At 39.6% G+C, this 20,725-nt stretch carries 19 protein-coding genes, 1 pseudogene and 1 riboswitch; of the genes and pseudogenes, 15 read left to right on the top strand and 5 right to left on the bottom strand.

The window, feature by feature from the left end; translation table 11 throughout:
- Nucleotides 1-87: 87 nt before the first annotated feature.
- From nuoE to sbcB, 12 genes are all read left to right on the top strand, one after another.
- The gene (nuoE, locus tag CMT41_RS10745) at nucleotides 88-606 is read left to right on the top strand and encodes an NADH-quinone oxidoreductase subunit NuoE (RefSeq protein WP_058027254.1); all 519 of its coding nucleotides are present in this window, start codon (nucleotides 88-90) and stop codon (nucleotides 604-606) included.
- On the top strand, nucleotides 603-1,955 hold the full coding sequence (gene nuoF / locus CMT41_RS10750; protein WP_058027255.1) for an NADH-quinone oxidoreductase subunit NuoF: 1,353 nt from the start codon (nucleotides 603-605) through the stop codon (nucleotides 1,953-1,955). The genes nuoE and nuoF overlap by 4 nt, the downstream gene beginning before the upstream one ends.
- A complete protein-coding gene (gene nuoG / locus CMT41_RS10755) occupies nucleotides 1,945-4,704 on the top strand; it encodes an NADH-quinone oxidoreductase subunit NuoG (protein WP_058027256.1) in 2,760 nt (919 codons plus the stop codon). Before nuoF ends, nuoG begins: the two co-directional genes overlap by 11 nt.
- The gene (locus tag CMT41_RS19150) at nucleotides 4,697-4,852 is read left to right on the top strand and encodes a hypothetical protein (protein WP_157466359.1); all 156 of its coding nucleotides are present in this window, start codon (nucleotides 4,697-4,699) and stop codon (nucleotides 4,850-4,852) included. The genes nuoG and CMT41_RS19150 overlap by 8 nt, the downstream gene beginning before the upstream one ends.
- Nucleotides 4,845-5,789: an NADH-quinone oxidoreductase subunit NuoH gene (gene nuoH / locus CMT41_RS10760; protein ID WP_058027257.1), complete on the top strand. Its 945-nt coding sequence runs from the start codon at nucleotides 4,845-4,847 to the stop codon at nucleotides 5,787-5,789. The genes CMT41_RS19150 and nuoH overlap by 8 nt, the downstream gene beginning before the upstream one ends.
- A gap of 14 nt (nucleotides 5,790-5,803) precedes the next feature.
- Entirely contained in the window at nucleotides 5,804-6,319 is a 516-nt protein-coding gene (gene nuoI, locus CMT41_RS10765; protein WP_057181290.1) for an NADH-quinone oxidoreductase subunit NuoI, read from the top strand.
- Between the two features lie 19 nt (nucleotides 6,320-6,338).
- A complete protein-coding gene (locus CMT41_RS10770) occupies nucleotides 6,339-6,899 on the top strand; it encodes an NADH-quinone oxidoreductase subunit J family protein (protein WP_198149739.1) in 561 nt (186 codons plus the stop codon).
- The gene (gene nuoK, locus CMT41_RS10775; protein ID WP_057181291.1) at nucleotides 6,896-7,210 is read left to right on the top strand and encodes an NADH-quinone oxidoreductase subunit NuoK; all 315 of its coding nucleotides are present in this window, start codon (nucleotides 6,896-6,898) and stop codon (nucleotides 7,208-7,210) included. The genes CMT41_RS10770 and nuoK overlap by 4 nt, the downstream gene beginning before the upstream one ends.
- A 1-nt stretch (nucleotide 7,211) precedes the next feature.
- Nucleotides 7,212-9,056: an NADH-quinone oxidoreductase subunit L gene (nuoL, locus tag CMT41_RS10780; RefSeq protein WP_058027258.1), complete on the top strand. Its 1,845-nt coding sequence runs from the start codon at nucleotides 7,212-7,214 to the stop codon at nucleotides 9,054-9,056.
- The gene (locus tag CMT41_RS10785; protein WP_058027259.1) at nucleotides 9,053-10,555 is read left to right on the top strand and encodes a complex I subunit 4 family protein; all 1,503 of its coding nucleotides are present in this window, start codon (nucleotides 9,053-9,055) and stop codon (nucleotides 10,553-10,555) included. The genes nuoL and CMT41_RS10785 overlap by 4 nt, the downstream gene beginning before the upstream one ends.
- On the top strand, nucleotides 10,552-11,979 hold the full coding sequence (locus CMT41_RS10790) for an NADH-quinone oxidoreductase subunit N (protein ID WP_058027260.1): 1,428 nt from the start codon (nucleotides 10,552-10,554) through the stop codon (nucleotides 11,977-11,979). Before CMT41_RS10785 ends, CMT41_RS10790 begins: the two co-directional genes overlap by 4 nt.
- A 197-nt stretch (nucleotides 11,980-12,176) precedes the next feature.
- Entirely contained in the window at nucleotides 12,177-13,622 is a 1,446-nt protein-coding gene (gene sbcB / locus CMT41_RS10795; protein ID WP_058027261.1) for an exodeoxyribonuclease I, read from the top strand.
- A gap of 61 nt (nucleotides 13,623-13,683) precedes the next feature.
- Here sbcB and CMT41_RS10800 read toward each other — a convergent pair whose 3' ends face one another.
- Nucleotides 13,684-14,547, bottom strand: a complete 864-nt coding sequence (locus CMT41_RS10800; RefSeq protein WP_058027262.1) for an NAD(P)-dependent oxidoreductase — start codon at nucleotides 14,545-14,547, stop codon at nucleotides 13,684-13,686.
- Nucleotides 14,548-14,768: 221 nt separating this feature from the next.
- Between CMT41_RS10800 and CMT41_RS10805 the strand changes: the two genes are divergently transcribed.
- Both CMT41_RS10805 and CMT41_RS10810 read left to right on the top strand, forming a co-directional pair.
- Nucleotides 14,769-15,269 carry a glutathione peroxidase gene (locus CMT41_RS10805; protein ID WP_057181297.1) on the top strand — a complete coding sequence of 167 codons (501 nt, stop codon included), beginning with the start codon at nucleotides 14,769-14,771 and terminating at the stop codon, nucleotides 15,267-15,269.
- A gap of 9 nt (nucleotides 15,270-15,278) precedes the next feature.
- Nucleotides 15,279-15,710 (top strand): MarR family winged helix-turn-helix transcriptional regulator, encoded by a 432-nt coding sequence (locus CMT41_RS10810; RefSeq protein WP_057181298.1) that lies wholly within the window; start codon nucleotides 15,279-15,281, stop codon nucleotides 15,708-15,710.
- A gap of 97 nt (nucleotides 15,711-15,807) precedes the next feature.
- Here CMT41_RS10810 and lysC read toward each other — a convergent pair whose 3' ends face one another.
- The gene (gene lysC, locus CMT41_RS10815; protein WP_197410278.1) at nucleotides 15,808-17,178 is read right to left on the bottom strand and encodes a lysine-sensitive aspartokinase 3; all 1,371 of its coding nucleotides are present in this window, start codon (nucleotides 17,176-17,178) and stop codon (nucleotides 15,808-15,810) included.
- A gap of 172 nt (nucleotides 17,179-17,350) precedes the next feature.
- Nucleotides 17,351-17,572, bottom strand: a riboswitch (Lysine riboswitch).
- 166 nt (nucleotides 17,573-17,738) lie between these two features.
- On the opposite strand from lysC, the gene CMT41_RS10820 reads away from it, so the two are divergent.
- Nucleotides 17,739-18,503: an ElyC/SanA/YdcF family protein gene (locus CMT41_RS10820; protein ID WP_058027263.1), complete on the top strand. Its 765-nt coding sequence runs from the start codon at nucleotides 17,739-17,741 to the stop codon at nucleotides 18,501-18,503.
- A 41-nt stretch (nucleotides 18,504-18,544) separates the two neighbouring features.
- On the opposite strand, the pseudogene CMT41_RS18705 reads toward CMT41_RS10820, so the two are convergent.
- The 3 genes and pseudogenes from CMT41_RS18705 to CMT41_RS10830 form a co-directional block, all read right to left on the bottom strand.
- A pseudogene (locus CMT41_RS18705) lies at nucleotides 18,545-18,670 on the bottom strand (Nif3-like dinuclear metal center hexameric protein); the annotation flags it as partial.
- A gap of 346 nt (nucleotides 18,671-19,016) precedes the next feature.
- Nucleotides 19,017-19,775 (bottom strand): Nif3-like dinuclear metal center hexameric protein, encoded by a 759-nt coding sequence (locus CMT41_RS10825; RefSeq protein WP_057181300.1) that lies wholly within the window; start codon nucleotides 19,773-19,775, stop codon nucleotides 19,017-19,019.
- A 66-nt stretch (nucleotides 19,776-19,841) separates the two neighbouring features.
- Nucleotides 19,842-20,618 carry a class I SAM-dependent methyltransferase gene (locus CMT41_RS10830; protein WP_058027264.1) on the bottom strand — a complete coding sequence of 259 codons (777 nt, stop codon included), beginning with the start codon at nucleotides 20,616-20,618 and terminating at the stop codon, nucleotides 19,842-19,844.
- Between the last annotated feature and the right edge of the window lie 107 nt (nucleotides 20,619-20,725).

A 20,725-nucleotide genomic window follows, 5' to 3' on the forward strand; every position in this document is an offset into this window, starting at 1 on the left:
TTCGCTTGGTTACTCAGCAATACTAAACGACAACAGAGCCTTATATTTATATATGCAGTGAAGTAAAAATAAACGAGGAGATGCTCTATGACATTAGCCAACGAGATCCCAACAAATGAAACAGTTGAGCTCAGTGATGTTGAAAAAGCCCAAATTGATACCTTGTTACTTAAAACGCCCTATACCTCTGGGGCGAGTATTGATGCCTTAAAAATAATACAAAACCATCGCGGCTGGGTTAGCGATGGCAGCCTGTTAGCTTTAGCGCTTTATTTAAATTTACCCTTAGCCGATCTAGATTCCCTAGCCACTTTTTATAACCTTATTTTTCGCCAGCCGGTTGGAAAAGTGGTCTTGCACCCCTGTGATGGCATTAGTTGCGATCTTATGGGTGGCCAAAAAATCAGACAGTGCCTAAACAAACAGCTAAAAATAACCAATGGCCAAACCACAGATGATAATCAATTTACCCTGATCCCGCTGCCCTGTTTAGGTGCATGTGATAAAGCGCCAGTAATGATAGCCAATGAAACACTGTTCGAGCTAATACAAGCAGAAAACTTACCCTTGATTTTAAACAACTTAATCAAGGAAAAGTCTACATGAATACTGAGAAAAGTAGCGAGAAAAGTACTTATCCGACCAAGCCTTTAACCCGTTTTATCACCGATGATGATAACTGCTGGCAGTTACAAGAATATCAAGACTTAGGCGGTTATGATGGCTTAAAACATGCTTTAACCCTATCGAGAGCCGCGGTATTAGATGAAATAAAAGCATCCAATCTCAGAGGACGAGGCGGTGCGGGTTTTCCTACCGGATTGAAATGGAGTTTTGTGCCGCAAGGTGATGACGCCCCTCACCCAAAATACCTTATAGTGAATGCCGATGAAATGGAACCCGGCGCATTTAAAGACAGATTATTATTAGAAAAAACACCACATCAAATCATAGAAGGCTTACTTATCGGAGGTTATACCTTAGATGCCGACATAGGCTATATTTTTATTCGAGGTGATTATTATAGCGCTATCCAACATATCGAAATAGCACTGCAAGAATGCTACGACAATAAGCTCTTAGGTAAAGATATTCTTGGCAGTGGTTTTAATTTTGAAATACATATCCATACCAGTGCTGGACGCTATATTTGCGGCGAAGAAACCGCTTTAATCAACGCCCTTGAAGGCAAACGAGCCATCCCCAGAGCAAAGCCGCCCTTTCCACAAGTGGCAGGCTTATGGGGTAAACCTACCATAGTAAACAATGTCGAAACATTTTGTAATTTACCTCATATTTTAAATTTTGGTGCCGATTGGTTTAAATCTTTGGGACGGTTTAAAGATGCTGGAACAAAAATATTTGGCGTTAGTGGTCGGGTTAAAAACCCTGGTTTATGGGAGTTACCTATGGGTACACCTATTGGTGAAATTATTGAGCATTATGCCGGCGGTATGTCCGATGGTTATAAATTAAAAGGCTATCTACCAGGAGGTGGTTCAACCGATTTTTTATTAGCGAAGCACTTCGATACCCCGATGGATTATGACGAAATAGGCAAACAAAGAAGCCGTATGGGCACAGGCACCATTATTGTCTTAGATGATAAGTACTGTCCTGTGGCTATGGTATTAAATTTAGTTAAATTTTTCGCTCAAGAATCCTGTGGTTGGTGCACGCCATGCAGGGATGGTTTACCTTGGGCTGCGGTATTACTTGAGAAAATTGAACAAGGTAAAGGTGAGTTAGCTGACATTAAGCAGCTGGAAGATTTATGTAAATTTGCCGCCCCCGGCAATACTTTTTGTGCCCTGGCCCCAGGTGCGGTCGAACCCTTACAAAGTGCCCTCAATTATTTTAGAGATGATTTTGAACAACATATAAAACAAAAGTCATGCCCATATTGCGTTCAAAGCTGCGAACAAAGCCATTTGGAGGAAGACCATGACAAATAAAGTCACTATCTTTATTGAGGACTTACCCTACCAAGTAGCTAATGATATTAACTTGCTGCAAGCTTGTTTGAGTTTAAAGTTGGATATCCCCTATTTTTGTTGGCACCCCGCGATGGGCTCGGTCGGTGCTTGTCGACAATGTGCGGTTATGCAATATCAAGATGAAGAAGATACCCGAGGCCGATTAGTGATGTCTTGTATGACGCCTGTATCTGAAGGCATGCGCATATCATTTAGCCATGAAAAAGCCGAAATCTTTCGTGCCACCAATATAGAAGCCATGATGACTAACCATCCTCATGATTGTCCGGTCTGTGAAGAGGGCGGCGACTGTCACTTACAAGATATGACTTTGCTCACTGGCCATATAACACGCCGTTATCCTGGCACAAAACGTACTCATAATAATCAATACCTAGGGCCTTTTTTAAACCATGAAATGAATCGCTGCATAGGATGTTATCGCTGCGTACGATTTTACCGTGATTATTGTGGCGGTAATGATTTAAATGTATTTTCTTCAAAAAATAACATTTTTTTTGGTCGTGCAGAACCGGGTAATTTAGAAAATGAATTTAGTGGTAATTTAGCTGAAGTATGCCCAACAGGGGTATTTACCGATAAGCCGTTTAGCCAACACTACATTCGTAAATGGGACCTTCAATCAGCGCCGTCAATTTGTACTCATTGTAGTGTCGGCTGTAATACTTATGTCACTGAACGTGGTGGTATCATCCGCAAGATCAACAATCGATATAATGCAGCAATAAATGGTCATTTTTTATGTGACCGTGGCAGATTTGCTTATCAACATGTCAATCATGACAATAAATTAACCCAAATATGGTCTCGTGCTCAGCAAAGCCAAACAACACATATTTTTGATAATGAGCAAGCACATAGCCAATTATCCCAATGGCTCAATGAAACTGATGCACAAGTATTAGGCATTGGCTCTGCCCGCTCCTCCCTTGAAAATAATGCCGCATTACATAAGTTAGTCGGTGGCAATAATTTTTATGCCGGCATAGCCAATAATGAATTAAAGCAACTGCAGTTATTAACTAAAACCTATGAAAGTAAGCAAGTGGCTTTAGTTTCTCTTAGCCAAATAGAACAAAGTGATGCGGTACTTTTAGTGGGTGAAGATGTAACACAAACTGCACCTAGATTAGCCTTATCGATAAGACAAATGACTAAAAATGCTGGCATTGCTCAAGCCGCTAAACTGGGGATAAAACCATGGCAAGATGAAGCCGTGAGAAATATAAGCCAAGATAGTAAATCACCGCTTATTATTATCAATACTGATGAAACTAAATTAGCTGATGTGGCAAAATATAACCTAAAGCTAGCCCCGAATAAACAGCTTGAGTTGCTTATAGAGATTGAAGCTTATCTAACCAGTAAATATGCGCTAACACCTTCTGCTGAAACGTTTTCTGACCTCGCCATCGCTATCGCCGAGGAATTACTTGCCGCAAATAACCCTGTAGTTGTCACTGGCACCCATAGTTTTGATATTGCCTTATTATCAGCATGCTTGAGGCTGAGTATTTTATTAAGAAAACATAAAAATAACTCAGGTTTTTATTGTGCAACATCATCGATTAATGCCTTAGGACTGTCTTTATTAGCACAGCCTGATCATGATATTGACAATTTAATACACTCGATAAAATCTACCCCGCCGACCCTACTTATCATCATGGAAACGGATTTATACCGGTATTGCGCCAATGAAAAACTAAGTAAATATTTAGATAACATTAAACACATTGTTGTTATTGAACAAATAATGAACGATACCGTGAAAATGGCAGATTTAGTATTGCCAGCGGCCTCTTTTGCTGAACAACATAGCAGCTGGTTAAATAATGAGGGTAGATTACAACGAGCTTATGCCGTTATGCCAGCAAGTGATATGAGACAAACGCCAGTGCAATGGCTAGCACAACATAATGCACTTGATGATGGACAAAACCTTTATCGCTACATGCAAACTATCACGCCTCTTTTACAACCGATAATGCAAATTGTAACGACTGATAAAAGTGACTTTCCCGTCGCTCGCCAACCAATGCGTTCATCGGCTCGAACGGCTTTTTTCGCTAATATAGATGTTAAAGAATATGCGCCAAAACGTGATAAAAAATCCAATTTAACCTTTACCATGGAAGGTGTTGCTGGCTTTAGACAACAAACACTCGATAATAGCCAACATAAAATAACCACGCCAGTGACGGGTGTCTGGTCACCTAAATGGAATTCAAATCAAGCGCTGAATAAAGACTTAAAGCAATCAAGTTTTCAAGATGAAGCGGACTCAAGCTTAGGCGCAGATTTAGGCTTGAAAATATTTGACCAGCTCAATAGCCAAGAGTTTACAGTACCTGCTGCGCAAATAGATTCACCAAGTCAGCCATTAAATAACCTAAGTATTTGTCCTCAACATCATATTTATAGCAATGACGAGCTTGCCATTTATTCGTCAAGCATTCAACAACTAAGACCTGAGCCGGTAATTTCACTTAATCAACAGCAAGCAAACCATTTATCCCTTAAATCAGGTGAAAATATCATTATCAGCTCTGATGATTATAATATCTCTTTGCCCTGTTTTATTAGCAAGACTCTGGCAGATAAAGTGGTTTTAGTACCCTTTACAGAATTTCTTCGCTTAGGAACTAACATGCACGTTGCAACTAAGCACTCTGCTGGCAATGCTGAGGGAGAATGTAATGACTAGCTGGTTAACACCCTTAATCATATTAATTGTACTGCTGCTGTTAGGAGCTTGGTCTATTTGGCTAGAACGCAGAGTGCTGGCTTTATGGCAAGTGACTAAAAATATCCAGCCTTCGTTAAATAACCTTGAGGAAGAATGTAATGACTAGCTGGTTAACGCCATTGATCATTTTAATCGTTTTGCTCTTATTAGGAGCTTGGTCTATTTGGCTAGAACGCAGAGTGCTGGCTTTCTGGCAAGACAGATTAGGACCAAATCGTGTTGGCCCCTTTGGTTTATTGCAAGTTGTTGCCGATATGATAAAGATTTTCACCAAAGAAGATTGGGTGCCACCCTTTGCTGATAAAGTGCTCTTTATCATCTCGCCTATGATAGTCATGATCATGACACTGTTAGGCTTTGCCATTATTCCCTTTGCGCCAAATATACAAATTGCCCAATTTGATCATGCCTTATTATTTTTATTAGCCATCAGTTCATTATCTGTTTACAGCATCATGCTAGCGGGATTTTCATCTAATAGTAAATATGCGCTGTTAGGGGCTATGCGCACCGCAGCTCAAATGATCAGCTATGAAGTATTTATGGGTTTAGCGTTAATGGGCGTGGTGATTTTAGCCGATGACTTTAGTTTATCTGCCATCGTGGCAGCACAAGCAGATGTTTGGTTTATTTGTTATCAGCCATTAGGTTTCGTGCTATTTTTTATTGCCGGTATAGCAGAAATTCATCGTGCGCCGTTTGATTTACCTGAAGCTGAAACAGAAATCGTCGCAGGTTTTCATACCGAATATTCCAGTATGAAATTTGGCATGTTTTTCATTGGTGAATATTTAGGCGTGATATTAATTTCCAGCTTAATCACTACCTTGTATTTTGGTGGCTGGCAAGGCCCTTTCTTACCGCCTTTATTATGGTTTATCTTAAAAACTGGATTTTTCATACTATTCTTTATTCTTTTACGAGCGGCAATACCAAGACCTAGATACGACCAATTAATGGTATTCGCTTGGTATATTCTATTACCTTTGTCTTTACTGAACCTATTAGTCACAGGTGCGGTTAAGTTAAGTCTTTTAGGTTAACAGGAGCATTTATTATGATGAGCCAAATTAGAACCTTATTAAAAGTACTCAAACATACTTTTACTAAAGCTGACACGGTGCAATATCCAGAGCAACAGCCCTATTTATCACCCAGGTATAGAGGTCGTATCGTGTTAACGCGCGATCCGAATGGCGATGAACGCTGTGTCGCCTGTAACCTGTGTTCCGTAGCCTGCCCTGTTGATTGTATTTTTGTTGAAAAAGATGAAACTCAAGGTGGCCGTTGGCAAGCTAAAACATTCAGGATAAATTTTTCACGGTGCATTATGTGTGGCTTTTGTGAAGAAGCCTGCCCAACACACGCCATACAACTGACTCCCGATTTTGAAATGGCTGAATATGATAGGCAAAACCTAGTATACGAAAAAGAACATTTATTGATTAACGGACCTGGAAAATATCGTGATTACAATTTTTATCAGGTGTGTGGTAAAGCCATTGAAGGAAAAGCCAAAGGGCAAGCAAATAACGAAGCACCTCCGATAGATATTAAAAGTTTACTACCCTGAAATAAAAGGTTTACTTGTTATGTTAGATAATATGTTAAACACCATTTTCATTATTACTGCGGCCATTATTTTAATCAGTGCGCTGTTAACTATCACTGCGCATAACGTCGTACATGCCTTGTTATATTTAGTGATCACTATGTTAGCCGTTTCTTTAATATTTTTTATTTTAGGCGCCTCATTTGCCGCCGCTTTGCAAATTATTATCTATGCGGGTGCCATTATGGTGTTGTTCATCTTTGTCACCATGATGCTGCATCAGGGCGAAAAGTCTTTAGCGCAAGAGCGACATTTATTTCACTTTTCCACCTCAATAACCGCTTTATTTTTATCTAGCATGTTATTTTTTGAATTGATTTTCATGTTGTTTATGACGCCTGCTGGTAGCGCTAACAGTAGGGTAACGGCGCCATCATCCGCAATTATCACCGTAAAAGATATAGGTACACAATTATATGGCCCGTATTCGTTGCTCGTGGTGATCAGCGCTTTAATGCTGCTTAGTGCCTTGATCACCGCCATTCATATCAGTAAAAGCCCAGTCACTAGTGAGATAAAAACAAAGGCAGATAATTTATGATCCCTATTTCTTGGGTTTTCATGCTCAGTTTAAGTTTATTTGTTATTGGACTTTTTGGCGTTCTTGCTAGACGAAACCTGTTATTTATCTTGATTTCTTTAGAGTTAATGTTAAATGCGGTCGTCATCTTGTTTATTGCGGCCAGTCGCTATCACTCGGCTTCGATAGCAAATAGTGATGGCCAAATAATGTATTTGTTAATACTGACCTTAGCGGCATCTGAGATTGCCGTTGGATTAAGTTTAGTGGTCCATATGTACCGTCAACATCATCACTTAGATATAGATAAACTCAATAAGTTAAGGGATTAATATGACGGAATATGCGATTTTATTAGTGCTTGTGCCACTGCTGCCACTTTTTAGTGCCCTTATTTTATTATTTTCCAAGTTACCTAAATTATGGATCTCAATTTTCGCGGTAGGCTCTGTTGCCAGCGTTGCTTTAATTAGCTTATTTTTAAATGTTATATTTTGGCAACAAAGCGATTTTGTTCTTACCGCCAGTTTAGGCACTTGGATTAACATTGCCCAATTAAAGGTAAACTTTGGTTTATATTTAGATCCCTTATCTTTGGTGATGATCACCATTGTATCGGGCGTGGGTGCGTTAATACATCTGTATTCAACAGGATTTATGTACCAAGACAATGATTTAAAACGCTATTTCACTTATTTGAATTTATTTGTTTCTGCCATGCTATTTTTAGTACTCGCGGATAATCTTTTACTGCTGTATCTAGGTTGGGAAGGTGTTGGTTTATGTAGCTACTTACTCATTGGCTTTTGGTATCAAGATCGAAAAAACAACTTAGCGGCCAATAAAGCCTTTTTAATGACCAGAATTGGCGATACCGCCATGGCTATTGGCTTATTTTTATTGTTCACCCAATTGGGCACATTAGATATACAAGAAATTCAAATTAAAGCCCACGCTGTTTGGTCACTTAACAATGATAACAATACCATGGCAAGCTTATGCTGCTTATTATTATTAGCTGGCGCGGTGGGCAAATCAGCGCAGTTACCTTTACAAAACTGGTTACCCGATGCGATGGCAGGCCCCACGCCTGTTAGTGCCTTGATTCATGCCGCCACTATGGTTACCGCCGGAATTTATTTGATAGCACGCAATAGTCAATTATTTCAACTTGCACCCGATGTGCTATATCTCGTTGCCCTTATTGGCACTTTCACTTTATTGCTCGGTGCCAGCGCTGCTATGGTGCAAACTGATTTAAAACGTATCTTAGCTTATTCAACGATTAGTCAATTAGGCTATATGTTTTTAGCTTTAGGTGTTGGCGCAGGGGCCAGTGCCGTTTTTCACTTAATGACCCATGCGTTTTTTAAAGCCCTACTCTTTTTAGCCGCCGGCGCGCTTATTTATAGCTTACACCATGAACATAATATTTTTAAAATGGGCGGTTTGCTTAAAAAGCTTCCTGTTGTTGCGGTGTCATTTTCCATTGGCTGTGCTGCATTGGCTTCGTTACCCTTCACTGCCGGATTTTTCAGTAAAGAATTAATCTTAGCGCAAGTAATTGCTTCCGGTCATAGCGGATTATGGTGGGCGGCAGTATTAGGCGCCTTTATCACGGCATTTTATAGTGCCAGATTGTTTTTTGTCGTATTTTTAGGTCAAACACAGTTATCACCTAACGCAAGGCCAACAAAGTCGATGAGCCTAGCATTGGTTATTTTATCGGTCTTGTCATTATTTGGTGGCATACATCCTGAAGGCTTAAAAACCTTAATGCCGCAACTTGATACTGACGGCTTAAGCACTTTACAACATTGGTTGCCTATTATTTTACCCTTTATTGCTATTTCATTGGCGTGGTGGCTGTTCAAAACAAAACGTTTTGGCAAACCAGTACCTGCTTTTATGCAAGGTGTTCATCAGTTAGTTAAAAGTGGTTGGGCCTTTGATCACCTTTATCAAACAATTATTGTCTCGCCATTTAATACTTTATGCCAAGTAAACAAAGATGATTTTATTGATTTATTTTATCGTTTAATAGAAAAAACCAGTGGTAGATTACATATGGTTTTTAGCAAATTTCAAAATGGACAATTAAGACGTTATAACGCCAGCCTGATCCTATTTTGTATTTTAGCCTTTGCCTGGTTTATCAGTGGAGAGTTAATGCTATGACCTTATTTATACTTTTATTAATGCCTTTATTGGGCGGACTACTTGCTTGGTATAGCGAAAGGTTTGACGCTGATTTACCCAAAAAAATTGCTTTGTTATCTTTACTTCTGTGCTGGTTACCTTTAATTCCTTTACTTAGTAGCATGCCGTTTGATGCCAGTTCATTACCGAGCTCACAGTGGCTTATAGATGAATCTTATCCTTGGATACCATTCTTTAATATCAACGCCCATTTAGCACTAGATGGCCTGAGTTTATTATTAATTTTACTGACGCTGTTAATGGGCTTAGTCGCCCTGTCTTCAGCTTGGCATGAAATTACCAAACGCACAGGGCTATTTTATTTAAACCTACTTTGGACCTTGGCCGGTGTCATAGGCGTATTTTTAGCAATTGACCTGTTTCTATTTTTTGTTTTTTGGGAAGTTATGTTAGTACCTATGTACTTTTTGATCTCAATTTGGGGCTATGAACAGCGCCACTATGCGGCAGTTAAGTTTTTTATCTTCACTCAAGCGGGTGGTCTATTAATGCTAATAAGCCTATGCGCACTAGTAGGTATTCACTACCAGCAAACAGGAATATTAACCTTTGACTACCTTATTTTAATACAAAACCCCATTAGCGGTGACTTAGCCTTTTGGGTCGCACTGGGGTTTACCATCGCATTCTTAGTAAAATTACCGGCTTTACCTTTTCATTCTTGGTTAGCCGATGCTCATACTCAAGCCCCCACCGCCGCCAGTGTCATACTCGCAGCAGTATTATTAAAAACCGGTGGTTATGGCATTATTCGATTTGTGCTGCCGTTATTTCCACAGGCATCGATACAACTCGCGCCCTTTATGATGTTGTTAGGCGTAATTGGCATCATCTATGGCGCTATGATGGCTTTTGTACAAACTGACTTAAAACGTTTAGTGGCCTATTCAAGTGTCAGTCATATGGGCTTTGTCTTATTAGGCTGTTTTGCTTTAAATATTTATGCCCTGCAAGGGGCAATTATGCAAATGTTAGCCCATGGCATCAGTACCTCAGCATTATTTGTTTTGGTTGGCATGATACAACATAGATACCACACCAGAGATCTCAATAAGCTAGGCGGCTTATGGCTTAATTTACCTAAGCTCAGTGCTTTTGGCTTGTTTTTTGGCATTGCTTCTTTAGGCATGCCAGGTTTGGGCAACTTTGTTGCTGAATTTTTGATATTAGTGGGCAGTTTTGAGCAATACCCTATACTGACCATATTTGCCGCATCAGGTTTAATTTTAGCGGCGGTGTATTCATTATTATTAATTTATAAAACCTTTTTTGGGCCAATAAAGCGTCCACACGACAGTAAAATAACCGACACCAATACCAAAGAGTGGTGCACCCTTATCTCTATGTGTTTTATTCTCATTTATTTAGGCTTACACCCGCAACCATTTTTTGATTTGGTGCCGATTACCTTGATGAAACTGAACTTTATAGCCGCTGATATTGGAGCTTTATTATGAATGTAAATTATTACCCTGCATTCATTTTAATGTGTGGTGCCTTGATGATATTAATTCAGCTGTGCTTTAAAAGAAGCCATATCACCAGCTATTTAATTTCAGGACTCAGCTTATTTCTTGCCTTATTAACGCAGTTATTTTTACAAAATCATGCTGATACTAGCGATGTTTTATTTGTTTTGAATGCCCAAACAAGCTTTGTCTCGCTATTATTATTAATGGTGGTCGGCTTAATTTGGGCGCAACTTTATCATTGGCTTAAAACCATAAACGAGCAAAAAGAGGAATATTATTTACTGTTTTTATTCACCACCATCGGTGGTTTGATCATGGTTTCGAGTAATCATTTTGCCAGTTTTTTTCTCGGCTTAGAATTAATGAGCCTGTCGTTTATTGGCTTGATTGCTTATTGTGGCCCTGATCAAAAAGCACAAGAAGCAGGCATTAAATATTTAATTTTATCAGCCCTTGCTTCCGCCTTTATTTTAATGGGCGCGGCTATTTTATATCTTCAATTTGGCTCTTTATCTTTTTCAAACTTGCTGCCAAATACTTCGAGCCAAATTTTACCTCCGTGGGCTATTATAACGGCGATCATTTTTATTTTTACCGGGCTATTTTTTAAACTTTCTTTAGTGCCCTGTCATTTATGGGTTGCTGACTTATTTGAAGGTGCACCGCTGGTGACTGCGGCTATGTTAGCAACTTTATCAAAGTTAGCGGCGTTCATTATATTATGGCGCTTAGTCACTTTAGGACATTGGCAACAATATCCAATCATTATAGATATTTTATCTATGGTAGCGATTGCCTCTATGTTTATCGGTAACTTCTTAGGCTTATTACAAAAAAATCTGTTACGTTTAATGGCTTACTCTTCTATCGCACACTTTGGTTATTTATTAATAGTGTTGTTATTAATAAATAACAATGCCATTGAATTTTCCAGCCAAAGCTTTAATACGCAAACCCTCTTTTTTTATTTAGTGGCCTATTTATTTACCCTAGTCGGTGTTTTTTCTATCTTTATGCAATTGCCAAAAATAAAAACACTCGATGATTTAGCCGGTTTATTCTGGCACCACCCTGTTATCGCCATCACGTTAATGCTGTTAATGCTTTCCTTAGCAGGTATCCCCTTAACCTTAGGTTTTATGGCGAAATTCTATTTGGTCATGGCTGCGGTCAGTCAACAATTATGGCTGGTATTATCTGCGTTAGTGCTCAGCAGTATTATTGGCTTATTCTATTATTTAAGAGTGATTATGGCGATGTTAAAAACCCCCGCAGATGAATTAAAATTAAAGGAAATTAATTCATCTGGCAGTAGCCTATCACTTAATATACTTATATTATTTTTAGTGATAGGTTTCGGTGTGTTCCCTTCATCTTTAAGTCAATTTATTCAACAAATATCAGGTTAAAATGCTCAGCTGTAAACGCAATTTTGCCAACGATTACATGTTTGTTACCAGGAAATATCAGGATAACGTGCCAATGTAATACGAGATGGTTTATCATGGTAAAATATTAAAAAATAATTGTTCCAAAATGCGTAAAACAACTAACAACTAGACTAAACACCTTGATTTAAAGAACTAAAAAATAAGAGCTCACATTAATGAACAACACCGAACAGCCCTCAATTCTTTGGCACGATTATGAAACCTGGGGTATATCGCCAAAGTTTGATAAGCCTTCTCAATTTGCCGGCATTCGTACCGATCTCGAGTTAAACATTATTGGCAAGCCAGAAATGTTTTATTGTCAACCGCCGGTTGATTACCTGCCACACCCGGAAGCTTGTTTAATTACCGGTATAACGCCGCAAAAAGCACAACGTGAAGGGCTAACCGAAGCAGAATTTGCTGCGCGCATACATGAATTATTTTCAGCGCCTAATACTTGTGTCGCTGGCTATAACAATATTCGCTTTGATGATGAAGTTACTCGCTATTTATTTTACCGTAACTTTTACGACCCTTATGCGCGTGAATGGCAAAATGGCAATAGCCGCTGGGATATTATCGATATGGTGCGGGCCACTTATGCCCTACGCCCTGAAGGTATTAACTGGCCAACCGTTGATCGCGACGGCGAAGAAGTTGTTAGTTTTCGCTTAGAGTTATTAACCAAAGCCAATGGTATTAGTCATGAGTCTGCCCATGACGCCATGAGTGATGTTTACGCCACTATTGCTATGGCAAAGTTGATCAAAGAAAAACAGCCGAAACTCTATGAGTTTATTTTTAACTTAAAAAATAAAAATCACGTTAAAGATTTGATCAATACCGCAGACATGACCCCCATTGTCCATACCTCAAGTAAAATATCCTCGGCACACGGTTGTACCAGTTGGTTTGCACCGATAATTTATCATCCCGTTAATAAAAATGCGGTTATTTGTGTCGATTTGGCCCAAGATATTACACCTTTATTAACACTTAGCAGTGAAGAAATAAAAGCGCGTTTATATACCCGTCATGATGAGTTAGCGCCGGACGAAAAGCCTATTCCGGTTAAACTTATTCATGTAAATAAATGTCCGATGATCGCACCTGCAAAAACCCTATTACCTGAAAATGCCGAGCGTTTGGCCATACCAAGGGATTTTTGTTTAGAAAATTTAGCGTTATTAAAAAAGCATGCTGAACTGAGAGATAAGCTCAGTGATGTTTTTGCCAGCTCTGATTTTGATAATACTGACGTAGATGCCGAGCAAGCATTATATGGCGGTAAGTTCTTTAGCCATAGCGATAAAGCGCAAATGGATATTTTGCGCGGTTTAACGCCAGAGCAATTAGCTAACCATCCGTTTGAATTTCAAGATGAGCGTTTAGGCGTGTTGTTATTTCGTTATCGAGCGAGAAACTTCCCACTCACTTTATCTACAAGTGAGCAACAAAAATGGCAGGATTACTGCCAAAATAAAATGCAATACGGTGGTAAAGGTATTTTGTCACTGGATGAATTTATGATGAAGATTGAAAATTTAGCGCACGAGCATGAAAAAGATAAAGCTAAGATGTCGGTACTCAAAGCATTATATGAATATGTACAAGGATAAAAATAATATTAATATTAATATTAACAGGCGCAATTAAGCGCCTTTTAAATAAGCTGAGGCTTTAGCGTTTAAAGCGAGAAATTAAACTCGAGCTATCCCAGCGGTTACCGCCACTGTCTTGAATTTCTTGGTAGTAGCCATCCAGTTGCTTAGTCACCGTTAAGTCAGCACCTAGTTTTTCAGCTTCGGCAAAAGCAATGGCTAGGTCTTTTCTGACCCAGTCAACAGCAAAGCCGAAATCAAATTCACGCGCGCACATTGTTTTACCACGATTATCCATTTGCCAAGAGCCAGCAGCGCCTTGACCAATAGTTGCCAGTAATTTATCGGTATCCAAGCCTGCTTTTTGTGCAAAATTTAAGCCTTCGGCCAAACCCTGTACGGTATTAACAAAACAAATTTGATTGACCATTTTGGCTAATTGACCTGAGCCAACGGCTCCCATCAATTGACTGAAACGAGCAAAAGCCGCCATTACCGGCTCAGCTTTATCAAATACCTTTTCATCGCCACCAACCATTACCGTAAGAATGCCATTTTCCGCCCCCGCTTGACCACCAGAAACTGGCGCATCGAGAAAGAACTTATCTTGTTCTTTGGCAATAGCCGCTAATTCACGCGCTAGCTCCGCCGAAGCCGTAGTATGATCGACAAATATACTCTCTTTAGCTAGACCAGTAAAAATGCCATCTACACCTAAAGCAACTTGACGAACATCATCATCATTGCCGACGCAACAAAAGGCAATTTCACAATCATTCACAGCCAATGCCGGTGTTGTCGCAATATCACCATCAAACTCTTGCTGCCAAGCCAGGGCTTTATCGTGATTCCGGTTATAAACACAAACTTGATGACCCGCTTGTTGCAAATGTCCCGCCATGGGATAGCCCATGACACCTAGACCAATAAACGCTACTTTCATATGCCAACCTTTAACTGATTAATTCGTTAATTCATTCAATAGCGTCAGTTTACGATAGTTTACTATTTTGCTCTAGCATCTTTGCAAACCAGCAGTTTTTCATCTACAATGCCAATTAGGTTGCACGCAATCAAATAGTGTAAAATTTAAATTGCCGCTATAATAGCGACCGCTTGCTTAGTCAAACTAGCTTGCTATTTTATCTTTAGGAGATAACGGATATGAGTAATATTTATCAATTTTCAGTTGAGAACAATAAACAAGAAACGACTGATTTAACTCAGTTTAGCGATAAAGTATTACTTATCGTTAATACTGCCAGCAAATGTGGTTTCACCCCACAATATCAGGGTTTACAAACACTGCATGATACTTTTCAAACAAAGGGTTTTGAAGTTTTGGCCTTTCCTTGTAACCAATTTAAGCACCAAGAAAGTGGTAGTAATGAAGAAATTCAGCAGTTTTGTGATTTACACTTCAACATTAAATTTCCTTTATTTAATAAAATAGAGGTCAACGGTAATAACGCTCACCCACTATTTAACTATTTAAAACAACAAGCGCCTGGCATCCTCGGCTCTACATCAATTAAATGGAACTTCACTAAATTTTTAGTTAATCGCCAAGGTGAAGTTGTACAACGTTATGCACCAACAACTAAACCTGAAGCAATAACCGCTGATATTGAAAAGTTATTGTCAGTGCCGCTGAAAACTAATTGAGAATAAGCAATGAGTAATAATTTACAGCTAGAAAAGCAATTATGTTTTCGCCTGTATAGTTTGAATAAATTAATGTGCCGCCTTTATGCTCCGCTATTAAAAGAGTTAGCGTTAACCTATCCGCAATATTTAGTCATGATGGTGTTATGGCAATATCGACAGGGGATTTCGGTTAAAGACTTAGGCGGTCAGCTTGATTTAGATTCAGGCACCCTTTCGCCGTTATTGAAACGTATGGAAAAGCAAGCGCTTATCAAGCGAGAACGTCAGACAAAAGATGAACGAATAGTGCTTATCAAGCTCACTCAAGCAGGCATTGACTTGCAACAAAGCGCCGAACATATTCCCGCTAAAATGTTTGCTGTGACTGGCTTGTCTGCCGAAAAACTGCAAGCATTAAACCTGACACTTGATCAGCTTATTGAGAATATAGCTAATTAAACGCTGAACCTTTAAGTAATTAGGCGGGTTGCGCTATGTATAGCCCAAGGCTGTTAACATAAGCTTTGGGCTAAATAAGGTGTTATTAATTTATAGTTTAGGAAAACAAGCTATTATGCAATTTCTCAACCACAGAATTGGCATCAGCTTCAGCAACTAAAAAGCATATATTATTGGCACTAGCGCCATGGCAAATCAAACGAATATTGATATCATTTATCGTTTGAAAAATGCTTTGTCCTATACCTTTCGCAGACGTTAAACCATTACCAATAACCGCAACAAGTGATAAGCCATGCTCGACACTCACTTCACAAAGCTGTTCTAATTCAGTAACAACTGCATTGGTAATTAATGATTGTGTTGAGCCACTTGGGTTATCAAAGGTTAAGGCAACACTGATCTCACTGGTAGTGATTAAATCAACACTCAGGTCATGTTTTGCTAACACAGTAAATACTTTCGCTAAAAAACCACTGGCATGTAACATAGCAGGACTTTTTACCGTCACTAAGGTTTGCTCACGTCGCAAAGCGATTGAACGATAGGTAGGGTTGGAATCGACTTTTTGCTTAATTTGCGTACCACCCTTTTCCGGCTCTTTACTTGAGCCGACAAAAACAGGGATATTACAACGCATGGCCGGAATAAGGGTCGCTGGATGTAATATTTTAGCGCCAAAGGTTGCCATTTCGGCCGCTTCACCAAAACTAATTTCTTTAATCGCTCTAGCTTGATCGGTAATACGTGGGTCGGTAGTAAAAATACCCTCTACATCGGTCCAAATAGACAAATTATCGGCATTTATCGCTTCAGCCAGTAATGCGGCTGAATAATCTGAACCGCCTCGCCCTAGCGTAGTGGTATGGCCTTGACTATCTTGACCAATAAATCCTTGGGTCACAATAACTTTATCATGAAGTTTAGGTACTAATAATTGTGCACTTTGTGTTGCCAGCAGCTTGATATCAACCACAGCTTTACCATATAAACTATTGGTTTTCATCACTTGTTGAACATTAAAATACTCAGCCGCTACGTTAATCGACTGGAGAACTTGGGTAAAAACACGTGAGCTTAATTGCTCACCAAAGGCAAGGATCGCATCGGTAGTTTTACGGCTAAATTGTAGTGATTGTGTTAAAGCCTGCTGGGTTAATTCATCAAGCAAGCTATTTATTTCTTGATTAAGCTCACTGGCAACGTCCTTGGCTAGGTGCTGGGTAATATTAACTTGAATGGTACGAATATTTTCCACAATGTCTTTTTGCTCATCAACAGCAACATTTTCCTGACTTAAGCGCACCAAATAGTTGGTTACGCCAGCACTGGCGGAAACAACCACTAAGCGATTATTGGTATCATTTTTAATAATATTTGCGCAACGCAGCATGGCTTGGAAATCGGCAACACTGGTGCCGCCAAACTTGGCTACGGTTAATGATGATATAGATTGTACTAGATTCACAAATTTCTCCCCTAAAAACACTAGCTAGTTACCGAGCTTTTGCGGAACTCTTTACTGAATGAATAATTGAGTAAACTAGCGATTGGAAGAGCGTGACTGAGTAGTTAGCGCATGGGGTATTCTGCCTTGTTAGCAGACCCAGCTCATAAACGGAAAATGAGACGAAACTTTTTCAGCCAGAAGCTCTCCACCCTTTTACTTAATGCTAATAATGCCTAATAAACTAGGTTATATTTAACAAATACGTCAGGTGACAGCCCTAAGGATTCAACCTTAGTGACCGAGTATTTAAGCCCACCATCAAATACTCTCGGCGATAACGTCCCTCGAAAACGGTCATAGGAAGTGTGGTTCCTCACGTTTTCTACCTCAGTTTCGCACCTCTTCTGGTGTGTTGAAATATAGAGTATTAACCCTAAACCGCAATACGCCATATTAGACCCTATTTTGGCTATTATTGCAACAGTTTTTTTGCCAATGGACATTTTTTCAACAAGAACTTTAGCACAATACTTGATATAGTAGTTTTATATCAATGTTGTCGGTAAGTTAACAAAATCATGGATTTATTTCTCCTTAAAAAGATCATCACTGTCTTAATCATGCCTATTAATATAGTGCTGTTATTACTTATTTTTGCCCTCTTTCTTCATGGGAGAAACCCCAAAAAAAGCATAAAAAGCTTATCGGCGGCCATTTTTATTTTACTGATCAGCGCTTTTCCACCCTTTTCTGATACAGTTATGACCGCGATTGAAAATGATTACCCTGCTTATGTTAGCAGCAATGACAGTATCGATTATATTGTCGTGCTAGGTTGTCGCCATACTAACAATAGCAATTTACCGGTTACCAGCCAACTAGGTACTTGTTCATTACAGCGCATGGTTGAAGCCTTGCGACTATATCAATTGCACCCTGAAGCAAGAATAATCACTTCTGGCTATGGTGGCCATAACCCGGTATCAAATGCTGAAACCGTCAAGCAATCATTGATACTTTTAGGTGTGCCGGCACAAAAAATTATTACGGAGAACTTCCCCAAGGATACTGAAGAAGAAGCAGAGCTGATTGCGCCTAGGGTGCAAGGTACAAAAATAATACTGGTGACTAATGCCGACCATATGCCTAGAGCAATGAATTACTTTCAGGCACAAGGTATTTACCCTATTGCGGCACCCACAGGTTACTGGGTTAAAAATCCAGACAGTAGCAAAAGCTGGGCATATTATGTACCAGACAGTAAAAAATTACAGCAGAGCACTATTGCCTGGTATGAAAGTTTAGGATTATTAGTGCAATGGTTTAAGTCGCTTTTTAATTAAGAAACTACATTATAAAACGGCAACTAGCCTGTTGTTAGCTACTAAACGGGATTATCAATATCAACAAATAGCACTTCAAGACCATGCTCCTTGGCCAAATGCTCACCTAACGCCTTTATGCCGTAACGCTCAGTGGCATGGTGACCGGCCGCAAAGCAGTGAATATCCATCTAATGAGCAATAATATGGCTAGTACGGTTGGTTTGCTCAGACCCTTTCCCGTTAGATAGTTGCTGCTATTGAGTTGAGTTAAGCTAAGTTGAGCCCAGCTTAAACCTTAAACCTTAAACCTTAAACGGGATTATCAATATCAACAAATAGCACTTCAAGACCATGCTCCTTGGCCAAATGTCACCTAACGCCTTTATACCGTAGCGCTCAGTGGCATGGTGACCGGCCGCAAAGCAGTGTATATCATCTAATGAGCAATAATATGGCTAGTACGGCTGGTTTGCTCAGACACTTCCCCGTTAGATAGTTGCTGCTATTGAGTTGAGTTGAGTCCAGCAAACCTTAAACGGGATTATCAATATCAACAAATAGCACCTCAAGCCCATGCTCCTTGGCCAAATGCTCACCTAACGCCTTTATGCCGTAACGCTCGGTGGCATGGTGACCGGCCGCAAAGCAGTGAATATCCATTTCATGAGCTATATGCGTGGTTTGTTCAGAAACCTCTCCCGTTAAAAAGGCATCAATGCCTTGCTCAGCAGCAAGTTCAATATAACCTTGCCCGCCGCCAGAACACCAAGCAATGGTTTTTATCGGCTTATTACTCGGTGGGGCTATATGCAAACATTCGCGCTCAAGGGTAGTATTTATTAGCGTAGCAAAGTCTTCGCCACGCCACTCTTGTTTAAAGCTGCCCTGCATAGCCACACTTAATGGGTTGCCCAGCTCAAGTGGCGCGACATTTTCAATGTTAAATAACTTAGCAAGTTGGGCATTGTTACCCAAGGTAGGATGAATATCTAGCGGTAGGTGGTAAGCAAATAAATTGATGTCATTGACCAATAACGACTTAATACGGTCATGCTTCATACCCCGAATAACATAGGACTCATTTTTCCAAAAATAGCCATGGTGTACCAGAATGGCATCGGCTTGTTCACTGATTGCACGTTCAATAAGGGCTTTAGAGGCGGTAACCCCAGTGATCACTTTATTGATGTCTTTACACCCTTGAATTTGTAAACCATTAGGGGTGAAGTCTTTTATTTGCTCTGGCTTTAATAAAGCAGTTAAATAATCTTCTAAATCTTTACTTTGCATAAATCAGGTACTTTTTAAGTATGGGCAATAATGAATAGCTAATCGTTCATTTCAAAAGATAAATAGCTATCTACTCTTAGGGTTTTTTTTGTTATGTTCGACTGACTCTCTATGTGTATTCATAGTAGTCACTTTTACTGGATTAAACTCAGGCCGTATTTGCCATTTAGGTTTAATGGGTGTTAGCGGTAGCACACGTTTTTTCGCTACAATCACATAAACAGAGCCCAAGGCAGGTAAATAGCTTTTAGCAAAATTATGCCAACTGCTATTTAAGGTGTCAGTGCTCAATTTTCCTGTTAAGCCAGAGTGTAAACAGCGTTGGTCGGCTAAAATTTCAAAGCCCATCAAGTGCAGCCAATCTTTGACTCGCATCGGTGAGAAAAAATGTTCATTCCATGGTGTTTTACTGCGCCGGTAGGGTAATAAGCGGTTTAAACCGACCAGACTTAACGGATTAAAGCCCGTTAACACTAAATAGCCATTAGGGATCAACACTCTATTAGCTTCACGTATGACATGATGTGGATCAAGAGAAAACTCTAAGGCATGACTCAACAAACAAACATCGACACTATGCTCTTGCAAGGGTAAATCATCAATATCTCCGAGCACATTAGCTAAACTACTTTTACCGCTGATACTGACTTGATGGTTTATGGTGCAATTGCTTATCTCTATTTCACTACTTAAGGCACCCAGTTTAACCAAATGATAACCGAAGAATTTTTGCCACCAAGGAGCAAGCTCTTGCTCAATGGCTTTTTTAATTACCTCACCATTAGGTAAAGCCTGCCACGAGCTTGGATAATACGGTTGTCGAAAAGCTAACGCTGGTTTCATAGAGTCTTCTTTAGGCGTATAATAAGAAAAATTGTGGTGATGCCGAAAATAGCGCCAATGTAAAAGCGTTATCGACAAGTTAACACGGTAAAGCACTAAGTATATAA

It is taken from the genome of Colwellia sp. MT41 (assembly GCF_001444365.1).
Lineage (GTDB): Bacteria > Pseudomonadota > Gammaproteobacteria > Enterobacterales > Alteromonadaceae > Colwellia > Colwellia marinimaniae.

Excerpts from the sequence above, each read along its gene's own strand:
- nuoG (WP_058027256.1), top strand. The coding sequence starts at position 1,945 with ATGACAAATAAAGTCACTATCTTTATTGAGGACTTACCCTACCAAGTA.
- nuoH (WP_058027257.1), top strand. The coding sequence starts at position 4,845 with ATGACTAGCTGGTTAACGCCATTGATCATTTTAATCGTTTTGCTCTTA.
- CMT41_RS10805 (WP_057181297.1), top strand. The coding sequence starts at position 14,769 with ATGAGTAATATTTATCAATTTTCAGTTGAGAACAATAAACAAGAAACG.
- nuoF (WP_058027255.1), top strand. The coding sequence starts at position 603 with ATGAATACTGAGAAAAGTAGCGAGAAAAGTACTTATCCGACCAAGCCT.
- nuoL (WP_058027258.1), top strand. The coding sequence starts at position 7,212 with ATGACGGAATATGCGATTTTATTAGTGCTTGTGCCACTGCTGCCACTT.
- CMT41_RS10820 (WP_058027263.1), top strand. The coding sequence starts at position 17,739 with ATGGATTTATTTCTCCTTAAAAAGATCATCACTGTCTTAATCATGCCT.
- CMT41_RS19150 (WP_157466359.1), top strand. The coding sequence starts at position 4,697 with ATGACTAGCTGGTTAACACCCTTAATCATATTAATTGTACTGCTGCTG.
- CMT41_RS10770 (WP_198149739.1), top strand. The coding sequence starts at position 6,339 with ATGTTAGATAATATGTTAAACACCATTTTCATTATTACTGCGGCCATT.
- nuoI (WP_057181290.1), top strand. The coding sequence starts at position 5,804 with ATGATGAGCCAAATTAGAACCTTATTAAAAGTACTCAAACATACTTTT.
- CMT41_RS10830 (WP_058027264.1), bottom strand. The coding sequence starts at position 20,618 with ATGAAACCAGCGTTAGCTTTTCGACAACCGTATTATCCAAGCTCGTGG.
- CMT41_RS10800 (WP_058027262.1), bottom strand. The coding sequence starts at position 14,547 with ATGAAAGTAGCGTTTATTGGTCTAGGTGTCATGGGCTATCCCATGGCG.
- nuoE (WP_058027254.1), top strand. The coding sequence starts at position 88 with ATGACATTAGCCAACGAGATCCCAACAAATGAAACAGTTGAGCTCAGT.
- sbcB (WP_058027261.1), top strand. The coding sequence starts at position 12,177 with ATGAACAACACCGAACAGCCCTCAATTCTTTGGCACGATTATGAAACC.
- CMT41_RS10825 (WP_057181300.1), bottom strand. The coding sequence starts at position 19,775 with ATGCAAAGTAAAGATTTAGAAGATTATTTAACTGCTTTATTAAAGCCA.
- nuoK (WP_057181291.1), top strand. The coding sequence starts at position 6,896 with ATGATCCCTATTTCTTGGGTTTTCATGCTCAGTTTAAGTTTATTTGTT.
- CMT41_RS10810 (WP_057181298.1), top strand. The coding sequence starts at position 15,279 with ATGAGTAATAATTTACAGCTAGAAAAGCAATTATGTTTTCGCCTGTAT.
- CMT41_RS10785 (WP_058027259.1), top strand. The coding sequence starts at position 9,053 with ATGACCTTATTTATACTTTTATTAATGCCTTTATTGGGCGGACTACTT.
- CMT41_RS10790 (WP_058027260.1), top strand. The coding sequence starts at position 10,552 with ATGAATGTAAATTATTACCCTGCATTCATTTTAATGTGTGGTGCCTTG.